The sequence below is a fragment of the Allosalinactinospora lopnorensis genome, assembly GCF_000981225.1.
Taxonomy (GTDB): domain Bacteria; phylum Actinomycetota; class Actinomycetes; order Streptosporangiales; family Streptosporangiaceae; genus Allosalinactinospora; species Allosalinactinospora lopnorensis.
Map to the genome: position 1 here is coordinate 1 of NZ_LAJC01000087.1, position 20,165 is coordinate 20,165.

Sequence of the window (20,165 nt, forward strand, 5' to 3'; positions counted from 1 at the left end):
CGCGACGACGGTGCCGCCCCACCGTTCGGCCAGCCGCAGCGCGTGCTCCAGTGCGGCGTAGTCGGCAGCGGACACGCCGGCGTCGTGCGGCCCGACACGGGCGGCGCCGGTCAGCGGGTCCACCGACGACCGCGCCCACGCCCACTTCAGCGCCGCGACGATCAGCGGCCGGGCTCGTTCCACCTCTACCACCACCGGTCTCCCCGTTTCCGCGTTCCCGTTCTCGTGTGCTTATCCGTGCCGGAAGACAACGCCGTCGCCGCCGTCCGGGTAGGTCCAGGTGATCGCGCCGGCCTCGTTGCACACCATGTAGCAGGTGCCGCACTCGAAGCACTGCTCGTAGTTGAACAGGATCCCGCCATCGCTGGTCGGGACGAACAGCTTGGCCGGGCAGGCGTGCACGCACGCCTTGGTGGTGCACGAGCGGCACACGTCGGAGTCGACGGTGATGTGGGGGCGCTCCGACACACGGAACTCGACCGTGCCCATCCGCTCTTCGAACGACACCGGGGGGTAGCGGTCGGTCGCGACCAGCTCATCGTCCAGGGACGCCATCGATTCCTCCCTCATCGGAACGCTCTCAGCCCCGCGACCGCGTCGCGGGCGAGGTCGGTGAGCCTGATGCCTTGGTGCGGGCCGTCCGGCGCAGCAGCCCGCCCAGCCGGGGTTTGGGTTTCGGGTTGCGCACGGTGAACAGCTCCTGCACGAGGTCGCAGACCAGCTCCGGGTACCGGTGCTGGACCCGGGGCGAGAGCACGAAGCCGGGCGCGCGGCGCAGCCGCTTGTGGTCGGCGAGCACGAAGCTCTCCGACAGCCGCTTGCGGTAGCGGGCCAGGCCGGCGGCCGAGGTGTCGCCGCGCTCCAGGGCCTCGGCCGCGGTCCTGCCCGCGGCGAGCCCGGAGCCGATCGCGAAGTTGACGCCTTCCAGCCAGATTCCCGCTGCCAGGCACATCCCTGCCGCGTCGCCGGCGACGAGCATCCCTTCGGTGGCCAGTTCCGGCATGTGGTCGTAGCCGCCCTCGGGGATCAGGTGCGCCGAGTACTCCTTGAGCTCCGCACCGCGCAGCAACGGTGCGATCGAGGGGTGCGCCTTGAGGTCGGCGATCAGGTCCTCTGGGCGGCGGCCCGACGCGGCGAGGTCGGTCAGCGACAGCACCACCCCGACGCTGACGGTCTCCCGGTTGGTGTAGAGGAAGCCGCCGCCGGCGATGGGGCCGGTGCACCCCACCATCTCGATGTCGAGGCCCTCATCGCCGCTGACCGCGAACCTCTCGTCGATGGTCTCGCGGGGCAGCGAGAGGGTCTCCTTGACCCCGAGGGTGTGGTGGTCGGCGTCAGCCTCGGGCAGCAGGCCCGCGCTCTTGGCGAGGAACGAGTTGACCCCGTCGCATGCGATGACCAGGGGGGCGTGGAGCTCGCCGTCGGGCCGGTCGGTGCGCACACCGGTGATCGCGCCGTCGCCGCCGCGCAGGAGCTCGGTCGCGAGTGTCGACGTGATCAGCTCGGCCCCGGCCTGCTCGGCCTTGCCGGCCAGCCACGAGTCGAAGTCCGCCCGGTAGGTCGTCATGCCGTTGTAGGGCGGGCCGCCCCATGCTTGGCTGCGGACGTCGAACGACACCGACTGTGTCGGCGTCATCATCATCGTGCTGCGCCGGGTGATCCAGCGCTGTACCGGAACCTCACGCCACCACTGCGGGACCACCTCGTCGAGAATGCGCCCGTAGACGACGCCGCCGTAGACGTTCTTGGAGCCGGGGAAGGGGCCGCGCTCCAGCAGTGCGACCCGCCGTCCGGCTCGTGCGAGTTCCAGCGCCGCCGCGGAGCCGGCCGGCCCGGCGCCGACCACGACGGCGTCGAAGCGCTCATTCGCCACGGTGCTCCCCCTCTCCAGTAGCGCCGCCGGTACCGTCCGCCTCTCCTTCTCATGGCCGACGCCGAGCCTGCGGGCCAGCTCGCGCAGCACCGCGGGGGCGTCGGCCACGATGCCCAGGTCGGCCATCGCGGTCATGGGACAGGACGGGTCGGTGTTCACGCTGACCACGTGGTGCGGTGCGCCGAGCCCGCCGGTGTGCTGGGCCGCGCCGGAGATTCCGAAGGCGATGTAGAGGTCGGGGTCGACGACCACTCCTGTCGTCCCGATCTGGCGCGAGTAGTCCATCCATCCCGCGTCGGTGACGACGCGTGTCGCGCCGGCGGACGCGTCGAGCGCGCGGGCGACGTCGCCGAGCAGCTCCATCATCTGCGCCCCCGACTCATCCGGAGGGACCAGCCCGGCGCCGCCGCCGAGGATGCGCCGAGCTTCTCCGAGATCCACGGTTGCCGGGTCGGCGGGCAGGGTTTTCCCCGGTTCGTCGGGCCCCGGGCGTTCCTTCGGTGCGTTGAGGGTGCGCGGCAGCACGCTGGAGGGCTCCTGTACCGGCTCGGCGCCGCGCGCCCCTGGCGCGAGCGTGGCGACGGCGGGGCCGTCCAGGCCGACCCGGATGGAGAGGCGGTGGTCCAGCCGTACCAGTTCGACTTCCGAGGGCGAGCAGCGCGCGGCCCACGCGAACAGCGGGCGGTCAAGCTCCACCGCGAGCAACGGGGCGAGGTCGCGCCCGTCCGGCGAGGCCGGGAGGAGCACGACCGCCGCCGCCTCGATGAGTGGCCGAAGCATCGCCGCGAGCCTTCCCGGGACGCCGGGCTCGGTCTCGACGGCGGTCACCGTGCGGGCACTCACCAGCGCTCGCGCCGCATCCTCCGATCCGGTGCCGACGACGACCGCCGCGCCGCCGGCCTCGGCGACCGCCTCATCGGCCCCCGTCGGCAGGGTGCCGCCGCGGGTCACGATCACAGCGATGAGGTCACGTGGAGTCACAGTGCCGCCCCCACTCGGTGTCCCTCGACGACCGCGGCATGGGCGCGTCGGGGCGCCACGCAGTCGCCGACCCGGTGTACCTCGAAGGGCGCGGCACGCAGCTCATGCCAGAGCCCGTCGTTGGGTGCCTGGTGGGTGGCGCAGACCACCCAGTCGCAGCGCCGTTCGCGCATCTCCCCGGTGGGATGGTGCAGAATCTGCAGCGCGAGGCCGCCATCGTCTCGCTGCTCGCACCCCATCACCACGAGGTCCGTCGACTGCCGGATGCCGAGCTCGTGCGCCCGCACGTTGAACGTCTCCATGTCCAAGGTGATGCCGAGGTCCTGGCCGACGACCATGCCGGCGGTGACCAGCTCGACCGAGCAACCGCGCTCGGCGAGCAGCTCAGCGGTCGAGGTGGCCTGGTGGAATCCGACGTCGTCGAGGACGACGACGTCGCCGACCGGCTCGGCCCGCCCCTCCAGGACGTCGCGGATGTCGACCACGCGACTGGCCTCCCCCGCCCAGTGCGGCGGTTGCGGCCGCGCACCCGTTGCCAGGACCACGGCGTCGGGTGCCTCCTCGCAAAGCAGGTCGCCCGTCGCGACCACGCCCGTGCGCACCTCGACGCCGTACCGCTCGCACTCGGCCAGCAGGTTCCGCGTGACATCGAGGAACTCGGCCCGGCTCGGCACGCTCGCGGCCACCGCCACCTGGCCGCCGACGCGCGGGCGCTCCTCCCAGAGTGTCACGCGGTGGCCGCGCCGCGCGGCGATCGAGGCGGCCTGCAGGCCCGCGGGGCCCCCGCCGACCACGAGGACGCGCCGCCCCCGTACCCCCGGCGCCGGCAACGGGGTCGCCTCCTTGCCCGTACGTGGGTTCTCGATGCAGCCGAGCCAGCGGTTCAGTCCCATCCGTCCCACGCATTCCTGGTTGCAGGACAGGCAGGTGCGGATGTCGGTGGCCGCGCCGGCGCGCGCCTTGGCCGCGAAGTCGGGATCGGCGATCTGCCCGCGTACAACCCCGACGAGGTCGCAATGTCCCTCCTCCAAGGCCCGCTCGGCCTGCTGGGGGTCCTTGAACCGTCCGACCCCCACGACGGGCAGGTGCACCTCCCGGCGGATCGCGTTCGGGACGAACAGCGCGTACCCCGGCGGGATGTGCATGCTGGCCTCGATCATGTAGAGGGTCGAGGTGGCCACGCCGATCGAGGTGTTGATGTAGTCGACCCTGCCGGTCGCCTCGACCCCAGCCGCGATCTTGACGGCGTCGTCGATCGTGGTCCCGCCCTCGATCAGCTCGTCACCGCAGATGCGGACCCCGAGCGCCATCTCGGGGCCGATCGCGCTGCGGACCGCTTCGATGATCTCCATCAGGATGCGCAGCCGGTTGGGCAGCTGCCGCCGTACTCGTCGGTGCGCCTGTTCGTCGCCGGAGACAGGAACCCGCGCACGATGGACGAATGCGAGCACTGCAGCTCGATACCGTCGAAGCCGCCTTCGGCGCAGTGCCGCGCCACGGTGCCGTATCCCGCCACGACCTCGGCGATCTCGTGCCGTTCCAGAGCCTTGGGTACCTCCCGGAACATCGGGTCGGGCACCGCCGAGGGTGCCCACACCGGGAGGCGGGAGTACATCGACGAGGCCTGGCCGCCATTGTGGTTGATCTGGGCGAATATCGGCGTGCCGTGTGCGTGGACGGCCTCGGTGATCTTCCGGTAGCCGGGGACGACCGAGCGGTGGAAGCCGTGGATCAGCTTCTCGTAGGGCCAGTCCGTCGGGTGTGTCGAGTGTTCCTCGGTGATGATCAGCCCCGCGCCGCCGGCGGCGCGCGCCGCGTAGTACGCGGCGTGCTGATCGGTGGGGTGTCCGTCATCGGCGTAGTTGGTGAGGTGCGCCGAGAACACGATCCTGTTGCGCGCCACCACCGGACCGATCCGCTGTGGCGAGAAGAGATGGCGGTAACGGCCCTGTGCGCTCATGAACCACTCCTCGAATCGGGCACCGTCGAGATTGGGGCCCCTGCAAGGACCGTTGACGGCACGGCCTCGGCGGTGGTCTGGTCGGCGCCGATCCGCAGGGCGGTGCGGCGTCCCTCCAGCACGGCTTCGAGAACGGTGCGGGGCGTCACGCAGTCGCCGGCCCTGGCGGTTCCGGGCGCGGCCAGGTACAGCTCCTCCTCCGGCAGGCGGTGCCCGCAGTGGACGAGGACGGCGCAGCTGATGTCGCGCCGCTGGGCGGTCCAGCAGTCCTCCAGTACGGTGGTGCCGGCGCCGACCTCCCGCAGCAGGCTGCGCAGTTCCCGGGTGACCCCCGCGCGCTGCAGGCGGGCGTTGGCATCGGCGAGGTCGCCGGTGATGGCGAGCCTGGTTCCGGCGACCTGGTCCTGCGTGACGAGGCTGGTCCGCCGCCCGCGTTCGGCGAGCAGCTCGGCGATCCCCACACCCAGCGAGTCGCCCACGGGATCGAAGACCACGACCGGTCCCTCAGGCAGCGCGTCGAGATCGGCCAGCGCGTCGGCGGCCTCGACCACGGTGGTGCCGGGACGGCTCGCGTAGTCGCGCGGTCCCGGCGCGGAGCCGGTCGCCAGGACGACGTCGATGCCGTCGGACCGTGCCGCGCGCAGCCGCCCCGCCTCGACTTCGACACCGAGCCGCACGGCGACCCCCAACCGGTCGAGTTCGCCCTCCCACCAGGTGATCGCGTCCAGGAAGCGCCGTTTCCCGGGCAGGGCCGCGGCGAGCAGCGCCGCCCCGCCCAGCCGGGAGCCGCGTTCGGCGAGCTCCACCCGGTGCCCCCGGACGGCGAGGACACGCGCCGCCTCCATGCCCGCCGGACCGCCCCCGACCACGAGGACGCGTTTGGGAGCGTGGTCGGTGCCCGGCGGCACCACGTCGTGTGGCTCGTAGCCGCTTCCCGGTTCCACGACCGAGGTGACAACGGGGTTGCGGTTGTCCCGGACCATGCACGCCTGGTTGCACAGCACGCAGGGCCGTACGCGTTCCGGCGCACCCGCCCGGACCTTGCTCACCAGGTCCGGGTCGGCGATCTGGGCACGGGTCATCTCCACGAGATCCGCGGCGCCGTCGTCGAGCGCGTGCTGGGCCTGTGCGGGGTCGACCACCGAGCCCTGCAGGACGACGAGCGGGGCGTGGCTGCGCCCGATCCCAACAGCCGAACGGATTCCGCGGCACAGCTCGAGGCCAAATCCGGGCTCGGTGTGCCCGTCGGGACGGGTGGCCGATACCGAGAAGACCGAGCCGCGCACCACGACGAGGTAGTCGACCAGCCCGGCGAGCCGGGCCGCCTGCTCGGCGGCCGCCTCGGGTGTGACCCCGGCCCACGGGGCGAGCTCGTCGCAGCTCAGCCGCAGCCCCAGCACGCGCTCCCCGCCGATGCGGTCGCGGACCTCCCTGAGCACCTCCTCGGTCAGCAGCAGCCGATCCTGCCCGTAGCATCGCCGCGGTGGTTGGTCAGGCCGGAGTGGAACTGGCGCAGCAGCGCGTGCTGGCCGGCGTTGACCTCGACACCGTCGAGCCCACTGGTGGCGGCCAGCTCCGCCGCGTCAGCGAAGCCCTCGACGAGCGCGTCGATCTGGGGCCGTTCCATCTCCATCGGCATCTCGCGGCCGGCCGGGTCGGGAAAGCGGGACGGCGCCCACAGCGCCTCCTGGGAGAAGGCCGAGGACCCCTGCAGTCCGGTGTGCCCAAGGCCGGCGACGACCAGGCAACCGTGCGGCCGGCACGCCTCGGCGACGGCCGCCCACCCCTCTGCGCACTCGGAGGCCAACGGCGCGCGCTCGTAGGGCCAGTCTGACGGGTGCACGCTCGCGGTCTCGGTGACGAGCACGCCCGCACCGCCGCGGGCGCGCCGTTCGTAGTAGGCCACGTGGCGCCGGGAGAGCGCGCGCCCGCGGCCGAGATTCGTCTCGTGCGGGCCGAAGAGGACCCGGCTGGGCGCGGTCAGGGCACCAAGGGCCACGGGGTCGATGAGTGCGGCCTCCTGGTCGGGGTACCGGGTCATGGCATCCCCGCCAGCGGGCTCTCGTCGCACGCCCGGTCCGGGCGCCGGACTGACGGCAGCCCCAGCATCACCTGCTGCTGTCGGGCGCTCGGGCGCGAATGGTCCTGCGAGGGCCGGGGCGACGCCTGCGGATCGACGTTCTCCAGCGCGGCGGCGCCGTGTCCCTTGACGCACTCGGGGTCGGGGCCGTCCAGCGGCAGACCGGTGAAGAACTTCGCCGCCATGCAGCCGCCTTGGCAGGCGTCGTAGGCCGAGCACGACAGGCACGCACCGCCGGTCTGCGGTGTGCGGAGGTCGTTGAACAGCTCGGACTCCCGCCACACGACGCCGAAACCGGCATCGCGCACGTTCCCGGCGAGGAATGCGTCGTGGATCGCGAACGGGCACGCGTAGACGTCGCCCACCGGATCGATCAGGCACACAACGCGGCCGGCGCCGCAGAGGTTCAGGCCGGGCAGCGGCTCCGAACCGAGCGCGTTGAGGTGGAAGAAGGAGTCCCCCGTCAGGACGTTCTCGCCGTGGTCGAGGAGCCAGCGATAAATCCGCGCCTGCTGCTCGGCGGTGGGATGCAGCTCGTCCCAGACGTCGGCACCCCGGCCGGAGGGGCGCAGCCGGGTGATCCGCAGCTGGGCGCCGAACCGGTCGGCGATGCGCTTGAAGTCGTCGAGCTGGTCGACGTTCTGCCGCGTCATCACCACGGAGAGCTTGAACCCGCGCATCCCGGCCGCCGCGAGGTGCTCCATGGCCCGCATGGCCGTGTCGTAGGAGCCCGCGCCGCGGACGGCGTCGTTGACCTCGGCCGTCGCGCCGTCCAGGGAAATCTGCACGTCGACGTAGTCGGTCGCGGCGAGCCTGCGGGCGCGTTCGGCGGTGATCCGGTGGCCGTTGGTGGAGAACTTGACGCCGACGTTGTGGGCCACCGCGTAGTCGAGCAGTTCCCAGAAGTCCGGGCGCACGGTGGGCTCGCCGCCGCCGACGTTAATGTAGAAGACCTGCATCCGCTCCAGCTCGTCGATCACCCGCTTGATCTCGTCGGTGCCGAGTTCGTCGGGGTCGCGGCGACCGGAGGACGACAGGCAGTGCGCGCAGGACAGGTTGCACGCGTACGTCCATTCCCAGGTCAGGCAGATCGGAGATCGCAGTCCGAACTTGAACTGCTCGACGAGCGGCACGACCTCCTCCCGCTGCTCGCTCTCCGGTCGTGCTGGTGGGGTGTGGATCCGGGCGCTGCTCATGGTTGGACTCCTGGGGTGTGGGGGCGGGGGCGCTCAGGCGCGGACGATCATGTCGACCCGGGCCAGCGAGGCCAGCGCTCGCAGGTACCCGTCCCGTTGGCGTTCCGGGACCCCGTGTGCGGCCAGCGCGGCGCGCACCGAACGGTGCTCGTGCAGGTCCCGCACGATCTCTACGAGTCTTGGCGTCTTCAGGAACGACAGCCTGCGATTGCCGAAGTGGTAGGCCAGCGCGCCGAAAGGCTCCTCGCGCAGCGACACGTTCCGGCTGAGCCGGTAGGGGCTCTCCGGGGCGAAGGAGGGCTCGTGGTCGGCGGCGGGGTGGTCCCGTTCCTCCGGGGCGAAACGCCGCGCCCCGGAGGAACGGAGTTCAGTAGACACCGCACATCCCGTCGATGGAAACCTCCTCGACCAGGACCTCGGCCACGGTGTCGCCCTCCTCGGGCGGCACGCCTTCGGTGTGGGGTTCGGTCTCGGTGGTCGGGGTCGATGGATGGTCCGACATCTGGCGAAATCCCTTCCGGGCGAGTGCGAAGAGTGAGTGTGACCGCGGTCTCGTAGCCGCGTACGAATCGACGCTAACGCGCGGCCCGCCGCCCGTTCACCGTGCGCACGGGCGTTCTTGACCTGCCCGATCGGACGGGTGCAGCACCTCACCGGCCAGTCGGCCGTGGCGGGACGGCGGCGGTGCCGCCGCCGTCGGGCCCGTCCTCCCCGCCCGGCACCTGTCCCATCGGACGGGGCGGCGACCAGCCTGTCCGAACAGTTCTGAGTGTCCGGATTGCTGGTTTGTGCCGACAGGCCTATCCGCTGCGCTCCCGGCCGACCTAGCGTCGCCACCGACCGCTCCCCGTGACGCGGATCACGGGAGCACCGGTCCCGGTCGCGCGAGCGGTCTCGTCGTCGAAGCGTGGGGGCCGGCCCACCGCACGGCACGGGCGTCACGCACCCCGACCGGTGGGGCGACCCGCCACTGGCCGCTGGAAAGGAGCAGGGGATGAAGGTCGAGGATCTACTCAAGCCGTTTCCGCTCAAGGAGTTCCACCCGTTCCCCCGAGCGTTGATGGGCCCGGGAGCACACGAGATGATCGGCCCCGAAGCGCTCAAACTGGGCTTCAGCAAACCCCTGGTGATGACGTCCGGCCTACGGGGCACCGACATCGTCCACAACATCGTGGAATCGTTGAAGTACCACGGACTCGACCCCGTGCTGTACGACAAGGTCGAGTCCAACCCGAAGGACTACAACGTCATGGACTCGGTGGCGCTGTACCAGCAGAACAACTGCGACAGCTTCATCTCCATCGGCGGCGGGTCCTCCCATGACGCCTGCAAGGGCGCCCGCGTGTCGGTCGCCCACGACGGCCGCAACATCAACGAGTTCGAGGGGTTCAACAAGTCGGAGAACCCGAAGAACCCGCCGCACATCGCGGTGTCGACCACGGCGGGAACCGGCTCTGAGACCTCGTGGGCCTACGTCATCACCGACACCACGACGGACCCGGACAACCCGCACAAGTACGTCGCCTTCGACGATGCCTGTGTGACCAGCCTGGCCATCGACGACCCCGTGCTGTACTACGACTGCCCGGTGGACTACACAGCGCAATGCGGGTTCGACGTGCTCGCGCACGCCTCGGAGCCCTACGTGTCGCGCATCGACTTCCAGCCCTCTCTCGGCAACGCGCTGCACGCGATCAAGCTGACCTCCGAGCACCTGCGCGCGGCGACCTGGAACGGCCAGGACCTGGCCGGGCGCGAAGGGATGATGTACGCGCAGTACATCGCCGCACAGGCGTTCAACTCCGGCGGCCTCGGCATCATCCACTCCATCTCGCACGCTGTGAGCGCCTTCTACGACACCCATCACGGACTGAACAACGCCATCGCGCTCCCGCGCGTGTGGGCGTTCAACATGCCGGTCGCCTACAAGCGGTTCGCCGACATCGCCCGCGCGATGGGGATCGACACCCACGGAATGACCGATGTGCAGGCGGCCGACGCCGCGCTCGCCGCGTCGATCCGGCTGCTGCGCGACGTCGGCATCACCGAGCGGTTCCTGGATGTCAAGAAGGACACCTACTCCAAGAACCGCCTCGGTGAAGGACCCACGAAGTTCTACGAGCGGCGCGGGGAGATCAAGGGCGACGCCGCCGACATCGACGCGCTCACCAGGCACGTGCTCGGCGACGCCTGCACACCCGGAAACGCCAAGGAGTGCACGTTCGACACCGTCCGGCCAGTCGTCGAGCACTGCGTGCACGGTCAGCTCGACGACCTGCTGTCCTGACCTGCCCCGGCGCGGCGACCGGTACGGGTGCGGGCGCCGCGCCGGGGGCACCCGGCACGCCACCCGTGTCCAAGGACAGCACCCGTCCCCGATCAGGGACAGTGTCTACCAGCGGAGGAACCCGTGTCCCACACCACGAACCCGGACAGCGCCGCCAGCACAGGCGGCTCCCCCAGCGCGCCGTTCACGTCGGTGCAGGACGTCATCGACCGATTCACCGACCACGGTTACCTCGCCGACAGCCGGCTGGCCACCACGGTCTTCTTGACCACGCGGCTGGAGAAACCTCTGCTGCTTGAGGGCCCCGCCGGGGTGGGCAAGACCGAGCTCGCCAGCAAGCTCGCGGCCGTGACCGGCCGCCGGCTGCTGCGGTTGCAGTGCTACGAGGGCCAGGACGAGACCAAGGCACTCTACGACTGGGATTATGGCAAGCAGCTGCTCTACACCCAGATGCTGCGCGACAAGATCGGTGAGATCGTCGCCGACACCACGGACCTGCACGAGGCCGTGCAGAAGATCGGGACGCAGGAGAGCGTCTTCTTCTCCGACCGCTTCCTGGCATCGCGCCCGCTGCTCGATGCGATCCGGGGCGAGGAGCCGACCGTGCTCCTGGTCGACGAGGTCGACCGGGCCGACGAGGCGCTCGAAGCGGTGCTGCTCGAATGCCTCGGTGAGTACCAGGTGTCGATTCCCGAGATCGGGACCTACACGGCCACCACCGCGCCGTACATCGTGCTGACATCGAACAACACCCGCGACCTCTCGGCGGCGCTGAAACGGCGCTGCCTGCACCTCTTCCTCGACTACCCGGACGTGGACCGGGAACTGCAGATCATCCAATCCAAGCAGACCGGCCTCCCGGAGGCCGCCGCCAGGCAGCTCGTCGGAATCGTGCGCGAGATCCGCGAGCTGCCGCTGCGCAAGGCCCCCAGCATCTCCGAGACCATCGACTGGGCCCGCACGCTGGCGGTGCTCGGCGCCGAGCAACTCGACGCCACGCTCCTGGCCGAGACCGCGAACGTGGTGCTGAAGTACGAGCGGGATCTGGACAGGGCACGGGAGGCGCTGCCGCACCTGCGCGATCCGAACCGGCACGTACCGGAGTACGCGCACGGCCACGGCCACGGCCACGGGCATGGCCACGGGCACGGGCACGGGCACGGGCACGGGCACGGGCACGGGCACAGCGGTGAGCCTCCCCGCGACCGGCCCGAGCCCGCCGACGACGACGGCGAGCGGACACGGACCGCGAAGGATCTCCCCGGCAGGCACGACGACGGCTACTACGGCTCGCGAACCAGTGGCCCGCTGCAGCGTCCGTCGGTCGGGGTGAGCGCGGACCAGGCGAGCCGATCCTGGGCGCCCAACACGCGCAAGCGTCCCGTCTGAGTAGCGGCAACGAGCCTGGGGGCTTCGCACGATGGAAACCAGTCTGCACCGTTTCGTCCGGCTGCTCCGGCTGCGCGGGGTGCGGGTCTCGGTGGCCGAGGCCGCCGACGCGATGCGCTGCGCGTCCCAGCCGGGCGTGCTGTCCGATCGCGCCGTACTGCGCGACGCGCTGCGTGTCGCGCTCGTCAAGGACCGCAGGGACGACGAGGTATTCGACGAGGTATTCGCCGCGTTCTTCGCACTGCGCCCCGTGGTCGAGCAGCCGGCGTCGCACGGCCACGACCACGCCCACGACGACCTCGACGACACCGGTGAACTGGAGACGTTCACCGCCTCCGAGGAGCCCTCCGAGACACCCCAGGAAGGCCACAGCCACGACAGCCCCAAGGACATCCGGGACTACTTCGACCCCAAGGATCTCGCCCAGCAGTACAACCTGCACCAGGAGGCCAACAAGATCGACCTGGCCTCGCTCACCGACGAGATCGTCTTCTCCCAAGAGCAGGGCGCAACAGGGGACCGCGGCGGGGCCGACGTCCAGATCGAAACGTCGCGCCTGCACAACGCGGGTGCGCCGGGCCAGCTCGCACACCAGACCGGTCACCGGGTCGACACCGACCTGACCATCGCCGAAGAGCGGCTGCTGCTCGACTGGCTCACCGACACAGGCGAGGACCCCGACGACCAGCAGTGGGCCGAGCCGCGAGGCGGGTTGGCCGGCGTCCTGGACAACCTGCCGGAGATGCTCAGAAGGCACCTGCGCACGCTGGCGGAGCTGGAGCGCGCCGAAACCGGCACCGTGCACCCGGACGGCATGGTGGACCGCGTCGACGAGAGGGAACGCCAGGAGCTGGAGGACTCGCTGCGCAGGCTCGCGCACAGCCTTCGGGGCGCGCGCACCAGCAAGCACGTCAACAGCCCGCACGGCCGGGTCCACCCGGGACGGACGATGCGGCGCAACATGCGCTACGACGCCGTTCCGTTCCGGCCGGTCACCACCATGAAGGCCGAGGACAAGCCGCGCCTGGTGGTCCTCACCGACGTGTCGCTGTCGGTGCGGAGCACGGCCCGTTTCACCCTGCACCTGGTGCACGGCCTGCAGTCGCTGTTCAGCCAGGTCCGCACGTTCGCGTTCGTAGCCGAGACCGTGGAGATCACCGACCTGTTCGAGGAGCACCCGCTCGAACGTGCCCTCGGGCTGGTCTTCGACGGGCTGCCCGCTGGCGGCGTCCTCGATGTCGACGCCAACTCCGACTACGGCAGCGCGCTGCGCGGCTTCCTCGGCGGTCACGGTAACGCCCTGAACCGGCGCACCACCCTGATCGTGCTCGGCGACGGCCGGGGCAACGGCAACGACCCGAACATCGACGGTTTCGCCCAGATGACCCGGCGCGTGCGGGAGACCATCTGGCTGACGCCGGAACCCCGCTACTCATGGGGGCTCGGCCGCTGCGACCTGCCACTGTACGCCGAGTACTGCGACCGGGTCGAGGTGGTCCGCGACCTGGCGGGGCTGGCGCGGACGTCGATGACCCTCGCTTCGGAGGTGACCGGGCGGTGAGCGGCGTCGAGCAGCTCTCGGGCAGCACCCGGATCGACCCGTTCGCCGATTCGGCACCGGGACACTACAGCGACGGCCTGATCATGGTGGTACACGAGAGATGCCCGGCCACCGAGGCGGGCCGCCCCCCGATCATCGCGCGGACCCCGCACTTCTGCCTGCGACGCAGCGGCCACCGTGTCCGGCTCAGCCACCGCATCCCGCCGGAGCGGCTCGACAACGACCTGGCGGGCATGCTCACCGAGGAGCTGTTCACCCCCGGATGGCTCAGCGGCGCGGAGGTGTTCGAGCGGATCTTCACCGGAATCGTCCGTTCCACGGTGGACGACCCGGTGCGGGCGTGGTCGGTGTTCTACGACAACACGCTGCGCCGCATCAGGGACGCCTTCGGTACGGCGCCCGGCGGCACCGGTCCGTGCCACTCTTCGATCGCCGCGATGGCCCCGGTGTATGAGCGTGTGCTCCGCCTCGTCCCTGAGGGGCGGGTTCTCGACATCGGCTCGTGCTTCGGCTTCCTCGCGCTCCTGCTGGCCGAACGGCCCGAGACCTCCGTGATCGCCTCGGACATCGCGGACGGGACCGTGTCGCTGCTGCGCGCGATCGCGCGGGCGCGCGGGCTTCCGATGGGCGCCATGGTCTGCGACGGGGCCCGGGTCCCCCTGCCCGACAGGGCCGTTGACACGGTCACGGTCGTGCACCTGCTGGAGCACCTCTCACCTGAGCACGGAGCGGAAGTGGTCGACGAAGCGCTCCGGCTGGCACGGAGGCGGGTGATCGTGGCTGTCCCCTACGAGGACGTGCCGAACGCCGCCTACGGCCACGTCCGCACCTTCACACCAGACGACCTCGAGAGGCTCGGGAAGCGCAGCGGGCTGCCCTACCGGGTCGACGAGCACCACGGCGGTTGGCTCGTGGTGGACCGGTCCTGAACTCGCGCCGCCGCCCCCTTCGCCTCGCCGGCCTCGGCGGCGTGCACGTATCACCGCGTTTGGCCGGGGGCGCCTTCCGCGGGACCGGCGCGGGCGCAGGCGGGCGAACGGAGGCATGCGGTCGGGTACCGGAACGGTCAGAGCAGGCCCAGTTTGCTGGACTCGTATACGGCTTCGGCACGGCTGGAGACACCGAGCTTGCGCATGATGTTGCGGACGTGGAACTTCACGGTGGTCTCGGAGATGTAGAGCCGGCCTCCAATGCTCCGGTTGCTCAACCCGCGGGCCAGCAGGCCCAGGACCTTCAGTTCGCGTTCGGTCAGTTCCGGCGTCACCTGCTGCTTGTTCAGCGAGTGGACCATCGCGGCGGCCGAACGCGAGTCGAACGCGCTCTCGTGCTTGGCCACGGCCCGGATCGCCCGGACCAGCTCGGTGGTGTCGACGTCTTTGACCACGTACCCCCGCGCGCCCCGGTGGACGGCGTCCAACACGAGGTTGTCGTCGAGAAAGGTCGTCAGGACCAGCACCCGCACTTCTTCGTGCCGCCGGGTGAGCTGCTCGCACAGCGAAAGCCCTTCGTTGTCCCGGCCGGACGAGAGCTTCAGGTCGAGCAGTACCACCGAGGGGCGGCAGCGCGCGACGGTCGCGAGGGCCTCGTCGGCCGTCGACGCCTCCCCCACGACAACGAGGTCCTGCTCCCGGTCCAGGATGGACCGCAACCCCTGTCGCACGATGGCGTGGTCGTCCACGAGCGCGATCCGTACCAGGTCCGGCCGCTCGGCACGCGAAGCGTCCTGCTCGGGCACCCCCCACGCTCCGGGGGGCTCCGGTTCGCGGGTGCCGGGCGCACGCCGGTCCGGGGTCTCCCGGCCGGCAGCGCCCGGTCGTGCGGGTGACTGGCAGGACGGGGGCCCGGTGGATACTCGGAGCTCAGTCATCGGCGTCCCCTTCCGGGAGCGGTAGTGGGGCTTCCAGACGCATGAGCACGCCACCGAGGTCGGCACGTCCGATGGTCAGCTCACTGCCGAGCTCGCGCGCCCGGGCGGCCATGTTGCTCAACCCTCGGTGGCGGCCGTCAAGGTCGGTCATGTTCGCGATCCGCAGCGTCTCGCGGAGCTGGGCAGGGTCACCGTCGCCGTCGTCGGCGATCAAGAGCACCACCCGGTCCGGTTCGTAGCACAGGCACACCACGGCACGATCGGCGCGGGCATGGGCGGCGATGTTGAACAGCGCCTCACCCGTCAGCCGCAGCAGGGAGTGCTCGGCCTCGGCCGGCAGCGGAACCGGCGTCCCCTCGACGTGCACCGCGATATCGACATCGGTGGGGAGGTGGACATGGGAGAGGCGTTCGAGCAGCACCGGCAGCGTGGCCGATTCCTCGTCCGTGCCGTGGTGCAGTGCGTAAATCGCCGACCGGAGCTGGTACACCGCCTGCTGGGTGAGTTCCTTGGCCGGGACCAACCGCTGCGCCACCTGCCATGCCGCGGGGTCGTCCATGGCCGCCAACTCGGAGCGGCACACCTCGACCGTCATACCGGCGCTGAGAACCGCCTGAGTGACGCTATCGTGCAGTTCGCGGGCGATACGGTGCCGCTCGTCGTCGATGATCTGGCGCTGCACCGCCGCCGTGAGGCGCCTCCGGGCCTCCTGCAGTTCGGCGTTGCGTTCCACAAGGTCCTTGTTGTGGCGGGACGCCTCCTCGTTGAGCTGCTCTGCGCGGCCCCGCAACTGCGCCGTAGTGTGCAGGAGGTTCGAGTTGTACAGTGCGACGGCGGCCTGGTTGGCCAGGACGCGGATGATGGCCTGGTCGGTGCCGGTGACCTCAAGGTCCGGGCCGGGACGACCGACGAACCCGCCGACCGGCTCCCCTTCGAGCGTCATCAGGGCGCGCACACACCCCGCCTCCGAATCACCCGATTCGAGTTCCCAGGGCCGCTTGCGGATGATCTTGAGCTGCTCGCGTACCTCGTCGGGCAGGTGCGCTTCCTTGTCGATGAGTTGACCGTCCGTGGCCAGCAGGAAACCCGGCTGCATACCGTACAGCGGGCCGTCTGCGATCGCGAGGAGCACCCACTCAGCCTGCAGGTGCTCCTGAGCCGTGGTCACCACCGCCTCGATCAGCGCCCGCGGCCCCTCGGCCGAGCGCACCACCGCCCGGGAGATCTCGTCGAGCGCCTGCACCGCGAGCGCCAGACGCTCGTTGGAACGGCGGTACTCGGGATAGAAGGAGCGCTTGCTCGACCGCACACCAGTCAGTGCGCCGAGCGTGGCGCCCTCGTCCTCTGTGGTGAACGTTTCCCGGCCGGACACGGCGCCCCCTCACATCGCCTCGCGAAACAGCGCCTCGATCTCGGCCTGGTCGGCATTGCGCGGGTTGGTCGCCAGGCATGCGTCCTTCATCGTCGTGCGGGCGAGGTGCCCGACGTTGTGTTCGCCGACCCCGAGCGTGGCCAGGCCCTTGGGGACCCCCACCGAGTCGGCGAGTTCCCTGACACACTGCGCGAAGTCCTCGGCGACCTCGCGGGCCGGCCGACCGTCGACATCGATGCCCGCGGCCGCCGCGAGCGGCACGTACCGGATGGGGTCGCCTTCGGCGTTGAAACGGATGACGTGTGGCAGCAGCACCCCGTTGATCACGCCGTGCGGGGCGTCGAGAAGGCCGCCCACCTGGTGGCTCATGGCGTGGGTGGCACCGAGGATCGCGTTGGTGAACGCCATGCCGGCCTCCAACGCGCCCTGTGCCATGGCGCTACGCGGCTCGCCGAGTTGCGGATCGAGCAGTGTGTGCAGCAGGTTCTGGGTGACCAACTGGACCGCGTGCAGGGCGTGGTGATCGGTGAGGGGGTTGTGCGCCAGGGAGACGAACGCCTCGACCGCGTGAGTGAGCGCGTCCAGGCCCGTGGCCGCGTTGAGCCAGTCGGGCATCGTCGTCAGCAGCCGGGGGTCGACGATCGAGATTTCCGGGACGAGAGTACGGCTGATAATCGTCACCTTCGTCGCGTTCTCGGTGTCGGTGACCACGCAGAACTGCGAGACGTCGGCGCCCGAACCCGAGGTGGAGGGCGCCATGACCAGCGGCGGGATCGGGTTGACCACCCTGTCCAGGCCTTCGTAGGACAAGATGTGGCCGCCGTTCGCGGAGAGGATCGCGACACCCTTGGCCGCGTCGATGCAGGAACCGCCCCCGACCCCGATGATCACATCGCTGCCCACATCGACGTACCGCTCATACGCGGCCTGGATCTCGTGGTCCTTGGGGTTGGGCGTCAGATCGTGGTGCACGGTAGGGCGGAGCCCGACGTCAGCGAGGTGGGAGACGGCCTCGTCGACCCAGCCGGCCGCCACAATTCCCGGGTCGGTGACGAGGAAGGGGCGTCGAGCACCGACGCGGAGCGCCGAGTGACCGAGCTCGGCCAGCGCCTCCACGCCGAAGACGATCTCGGGGGCGTGGAACTTGGCCAGGGCAGGACGCTTTTCACCATGAGGGCCGACGCGCGGTGCGGCGGGCCGGCGGAACACACCAGAGGCGGTGTGCGGGAAGGAAGCGATCTCCTGCTCTGGCATGGTTGCTGACCCTCCTGAGGGCGGATCGTCACGGAGACGCCGTTCGTATCCGGCTCCGTTGAAGGACACGCCGGTCCTCCCCGCCGGCCCGCGCCGCCCGCTGGCGCATCCCGGCACCTGCCCCCGTCCCAGTAGAGCATCGGTGGTAGCCATGGTGGGTCCTGGCTTCTCTGCCTTATTCAGTACGGCACAGGCACATCGCGGCCCTGCTCGCGCGGGTCCGGCGCTTACGACCCAGCCTAGATTGTTTCTGTGTCGTAAACCACAGGGAAAGCCGAGGTAGGTACACGGCTGAGCGGGGTCCTCCACCGAGGCCGCGCCCGAGGAGTGCGGCGATGCGAGCCTCACAGGAGTCGCCTCCCATGGGGGTGGATGGGCGGTTGTCAGCGAAGGTACGGCACGCGACGTTTCGGTGACGTTGCACGGACGCGTCCGCGCGCCGCCCGGCTACACAGGCGGTGAGAGAACCGCCTCCCAGAAGGGCACCGAGGCCCCAAGGAGGTGACCGCGGTAGAAGTGTCGTCCGCTCTCGCCGGGGCCGGAGGCCGAAGTACCGCGCAGCCTGCCGTAGAGACCGACAGAATCCAAGCCGCCCTCGCAGGGTTCCAGATGTCCCCAGAGCCGGTACCGCCAAGTCCGGTCGCCGCTGCCACCGTGGTGGCGGAGTCACCGGAGAGCATGATGCGCTCCGCACCGACATCGCCGCTCTCCACGGAGGAAGCATCGTCCATGAACCCTCGGCGGCCTCTCTGTATCCATCTTTCGATCGCTGTTTTCCGGTTGGTGCGTATCGGCTCTGACGCCAACCGCAGCACACCAAACCGGTCTTGCAGCGGAAAGAAAGCGGTCGCAATGGGATCCCGCTGTTGTCTGTGCGCTCCGTGTGTGCTCGGTTGTTCTGGACGCGGGCGGTACGGAATGACACAGGGCAACAGGAAACAGCATGTGCGCTGGGAGAACGCGGCACACACCACGGGCTCTACAAAACCCAGTACAGGTCACCAGTGGACGAGCCCGTGGGCGCCGGAGTCCCCGCGCCCAGTATCCTCGCTGGACAGCTCCGTGCGGCTACACTGGCAACTCCAACGCCGTCCCGTGGGCGAACCGAGTCGACAGGGAGCGCTCGAGGCGCGATGAGGAAACTGGAAACAGTCGACCGCGCGCTGCAACTACTACAGGCGTTCGAGCGCCCCGGTCAGGAGCTCACCGTAAGCGCGCTGGCTTCCCGGCTGGGTCTGCACCGGAGCAACGCGTCGCGGTTCGCGGCGACCCTCGCCGACCGCGGGTTCCTCGAACGCGCACCCGGCGGTGATGCCTTCCGGCTGGGCCCGGAGATCGGCCGATTGGGCATGCTCGCCATGGCTTCCCGCGATCTCGTGGTCGACGCGCGGGAAGCGATGGTGCGGCTCGCCCGCGAGACCGGCGAGACCGTTGTGCTGTCGGTGCTGGACAACGGCGAGACCCTCAACATCGCACAGGTCGACGGAACCCACTTGGTGGGGGCGCGCCGGTGGACCGGTCGGCGAGCGGCACCCGAAGAATGCTCGGACGGAAAGGTGCTGCTCGCGTTCGGCAGCGCCTCTCCCGGGGACCAGCGCTTGTCCGCGAGGTTGCGCACGGAACTCGATGCGGTCCGCTCCCGGGGCTGGGCCTTCTCAGTCGGCGACCTGGAGCCGGGACTGAACGGTGTCACCGTTCCGGTCCGTGATCACATGGGGTTGTGCGTCGCGGCCCTGACCGTGTCGGGCCCCGAGTACCGTCTGTCGGAGGACAAGCTCGCGGAGTTGGCGGCGGCCGCGCGCACGGCCGCCGCGGAGATCAGCGCCAGGCTGGGCTACGTGCCGCACGCACACTGAGACGGACCAAGGGCGCTCGTCCCGTGCGGGCCTCTTCGTCGATGGCGAGCTGTCGGCCACCCGGAGTCCGTCGCTCACCGGCGAACGAGAACGCTCTGGGCGGCCGCGCGCGGTCTTCTCAGGGAACCTCAAAGGATGACCATGACCTGGCCGTCCTCGACGACGACCGGGTAGGTTCGGGCGCGGACCGCGGGATCGGCGATGGCCGCGCCGGTCGTGATGTCGAACTCCCAGCCGTGCCAGGCGCAGCGCACGATCTCGCCGTCACGGCCGTAGACGAACGACCTGTCTTCCGTGGGGAGCGTGGTTCCGCAGACCGGCCCCTCGCACAGCGCTCCGCCCTTGTGCGGGCAGCCGTTGCGCAGGGCGTAGTAGCTGCCGCCAACGTTGAACACACCGATGCTGCGCCCGTCCACCTCGACGATGCGGCGTTGCCCCGGCCGGAGCTCGCCCACCGTGCACACGGCGTGGCGGCGCCCCCGTTCGGGG

General features: G+C 70.4%; 18 protein-coding genes and 1 pseudogene. 5 read left to right on the plus strand and 14 right to left on the minus strand.

What is annotated here, in order from left to right; all coding sequences use genetic code 11:
* From VS93_RS23125 to mftA, 10 genes and pseudogenes are all read right to left on the minus strand, one after another.
* Positions 1-192 (minus strand): hypothetical protein (locus tag VS93_RS23125; protein ID WP_201776726.1); only part of this gene is annotated, 192 nt, incomplete at its 3' end.
* Between the two features lie 39 nt (positions 193-231).
* Entirely contained in the window at positions 232-555 is a 324-nt protein-coding gene (locus VS93_RS23130; protein ID WP_046471992.1) for a ferredoxin family protein, read from the minus strand.
* Positions 556-580: 25 nt separating this feature from the next.
* Positions 581-2,854: a mycofactocin-associated electron transfer flavoprotein alpha subunit gene (locus tag VS93_RS32080; RefSeq protein ID WP_236700690.1), complete on the minus strand. Its 2,274-nt coding sequence runs from the start codon at positions 2,852-2,854 to the stop codon at positions 581-583.
* Positions 2,851-3,747 carry an FAD-dependent oxidoreductase gene (locus tag VS93_RS32085; protein ID WP_236700691.1) on the minus strand — a complete coding sequence of 299 codons (897 nt, stop codon included), beginning with the start codon at positions 3,745-3,747 and terminating at the stop codon, positions 2,851-2,853. Before VS93_RS32085 ends, VS93_RS32080 begins: the two co-directional genes overlap by 4 nt.
* A gap of 108 nt (positions 3,748-3,855) precedes the next feature.
* Positions 3,856-4,814, minus strand: a pseudogene (locus tag VS93_RS32090) (oxidoreductase); the annotation flags it as partial.
* Positions 4,811-6,253, minus strand: a complete 1,443-nt coding sequence (locus tag VS93_RS32650) for an FAD-dependent oxidoreductase (RefSeq protein WP_269082883.1) — start codon at positions 6,251-6,253, stop codon at positions 4,811-4,813. The gene VS93_RS32650 and the pseudogene VS93_RS32090, both read right to left, overlap by 4 nt.
* An 8-nt stretch (positions 6,254-6,261) precedes the next feature.
* On the minus strand, positions 6,262-6,855 hold the full coding sequence (locus VS93_RS32655) for an oxidoreductase (protein WP_269082884.1): 594 nt from the start codon (positions 6,853-6,855) through the stop codon (positions 6,262-6,264).
* A complete protein-coding gene (gene mftC, locus VS93_RS23150) occupies positions 6,852-8,090 on the minus strand; it encodes a mycofactocin radical SAM maturase (protein WP_046471993.1) in 1,239 nt (412 codons plus the stop codon). Before mftC ends, VS93_RS32655 begins: the two co-directional genes overlap by 4 nt.
* A 33-nt stretch (positions 8,091-8,123) precedes the next feature.
* On the minus strand, positions 8,124-8,468 hold the full coding sequence (gene mftB, locus VS93_RS30685; RefSeq protein WP_201776729.1) for a mycofactocin biosynthesis chaperone MftB: 345 nt from the start codon (positions 8,466-8,468) through the stop codon (positions 8,124-8,126).
* Complete coding sequence (gene mftA / locus VS93_RS28615; protein WP_082127134.1) at positions 8,458-8,592, minus strand: mycofactocin precursor MftA; 135 nt, start codon at positions 8,590-8,592, stop codon at positions 8,458-8,460. Before mftA ends, mftB begins: the two co-directional genes overlap by 11 nt.
* Before the next feature lie 492 nt (positions 8,593-9,084).
* Here mftA and mdo point away from each other — a divergent pair, with 492 nt between their 5' ends.
* The 4 genes from mdo to mftM all read left to right on the plus strand — a co-directional run bounded on the left by mdo (position 9,085) and on the right by mftM (position 14,256).
* Positions 9,085-10,377, plus strand: coding sequence for an NDMA-dependent methanol dehydrogenase (gene mdo, locus VS93_RS23160; protein ID WP_046471994.1), 1,293 nt, complete (start codon positions 9,085-9,087; stop codon positions 10,375-10,377).
* A gap of 123 nt (positions 10,378-10,500) precedes the next feature.
* The gene (locus VS93_RS23165; protein WP_046471995.1) at positions 10,501-11,766 is read left to right on the plus strand and encodes an AAA family ATPase; all 1,266 of its coding nucleotides are present in this window, start codon (positions 10,501-10,503) and stop codon (positions 11,764-11,766) included.
* Positions 11,767-11,797: 31 nt separating this feature from the next.
* Positions 11,798-13,327, plus strand: a complete 1,530-nt coding sequence (locus VS93_RS23170; protein WP_046471996.1) for a VWA domain-containing protein — start codon at positions 11,798-11,800, stop codon at positions 13,325-13,327.
* Positions 13,324-14,256 (plus strand): mycofactocin oligosaccharide methyltransferase MftM, encoded by a 933-nt coding sequence (gene mftM / locus VS93_RS23175; RefSeq protein WP_046471997.1) that lies wholly within the window; start codon positions 13,324-13,326, stop codon positions 14,254-14,256. The genes VS93_RS23170 and mftM overlap by 4 nt, the downstream gene beginning before the upstream one ends.
* A gap of 137 nt (positions 14,257-14,393) precedes the next feature.
* Here mftM and VS93_RS23180 read toward each other — a convergent pair whose 3' ends face one another.
* From VS93_RS23180 to VS93_RS23190, 3 genes are all read right to left on the minus strand, one after another.
* The gene (locus VS93_RS23180; RefSeq protein ID WP_046471998.1) at positions 14,394-15,062 is read right to left on the minus strand and encodes a MadR family response regulator transcription factor; all 669 of its coding nucleotides are present in this window, start codon (positions 15,060-15,062) and stop codon (positions 14,394-14,396) included.
* A 124-nt stretch (positions 15,063-15,186) separates the two neighbouring features.
* Positions 15,187-16,566 carry a MadS family sensor histidine kinase gene (locus VS93_RS23185; RefSeq protein ID WP_046471999.1) on the minus strand — a complete coding sequence of 460 codons (1,380 nt, stop codon included), beginning with the start codon at positions 16,564-16,566 and terminating at the stop codon, positions 15,187-15,189.
* 9 nt (positions 16,567-16,575) lie between these two features.
* Positions 16,576-17,820, minus strand: coding sequence for an iron-containing alcohol dehydrogenase (locus tag VS93_RS23190; protein WP_046472000.1), 1,245 nt, complete (start codon positions 17,818-17,820; stop codon positions 16,576-16,578).
* 1,133 nt (positions 17,821-18,953) lie between these two features.
* On the opposite strand from VS93_RS23190, the gene VS93_RS23195 reads away from it, so the two are divergent.
* A complete protein-coding gene (locus tag VS93_RS23195) occupies positions 18,954-19,676 on the plus strand; it encodes an IclR family transcriptional regulator (protein WP_046472001.1) in 723 nt (240 codons plus the stop codon).
* 128 nt (positions 19,677-19,804) lie between these two features.
* On the opposite strand, the gene VS93_RS23200 is transcribed toward VS93_RS23195, so the two are convergent.
* The coding region (locus VS93_RS23200) for a Rieske (2Fe-2S) protein (RefSeq protein ID WP_201776730.1) at positions 19,805-20,165 on the minus strand (361 nt) is incomplete at its 5' end.